The sequence below is a fragment of the Pseudomonas sp. BMW13 genome (assembly GCF_013357275.1).
Classification (GTDB): domain Bacteria; phylum Pseudomonadota; class Gammaproteobacteria; order Pseudomonadales; family Pseudomonadaceae; genus Aquipseudomonas; species Aquipseudomonas khazarica.
This window is the reverse complement of record NZ_SUKD01000081.1, coordinates 1-283: the sequence shown is the minus strand read 5'-3', so window position 1 is coordinate 283 and position 283 is coordinate 1. Positions and strand designations below refer to the sequence as shown.

Here is a 283-nt window from a genome sequence, read left to right as displayed (position 1 = left end):
CCCGGACGTACTGGTGGGGGTGGCGGCCGAGCGCAGCGTCGAGCTGGTGGTGGCCCTGCTGGCCATCGTCAAGGCCGGCGGCGCCTACGTGCCGATGGACCCGGATTACCCGCACGAGCGTCTGCAGCACATGCTGGACGACAGCGGCGTGACGCTGCTGCTGACTCAGGCACATCTGCGTGATGCACTGCCAGCCTCGAACGCCCGTAGGTTCTGCCTGGACAGCGACTGGTCGGAAGTGGAGGGGCTGGAGGGGAGCGATCTGCCGATTCAGGGTACGCCG

Annotated in this window: 1 protein-coding gene; it reads left to right on the top strand. The window is 68.2% G+C overall.

Translation table 11 applies throughout. The features are described 5' to 3' along the window. On the top strand, positions 1 to 283 hold a 283-nt coding region (locus tag E4487_RS25040; protein ID WP_175254568.1), incomplete at both ends, for an AMP-binding protein.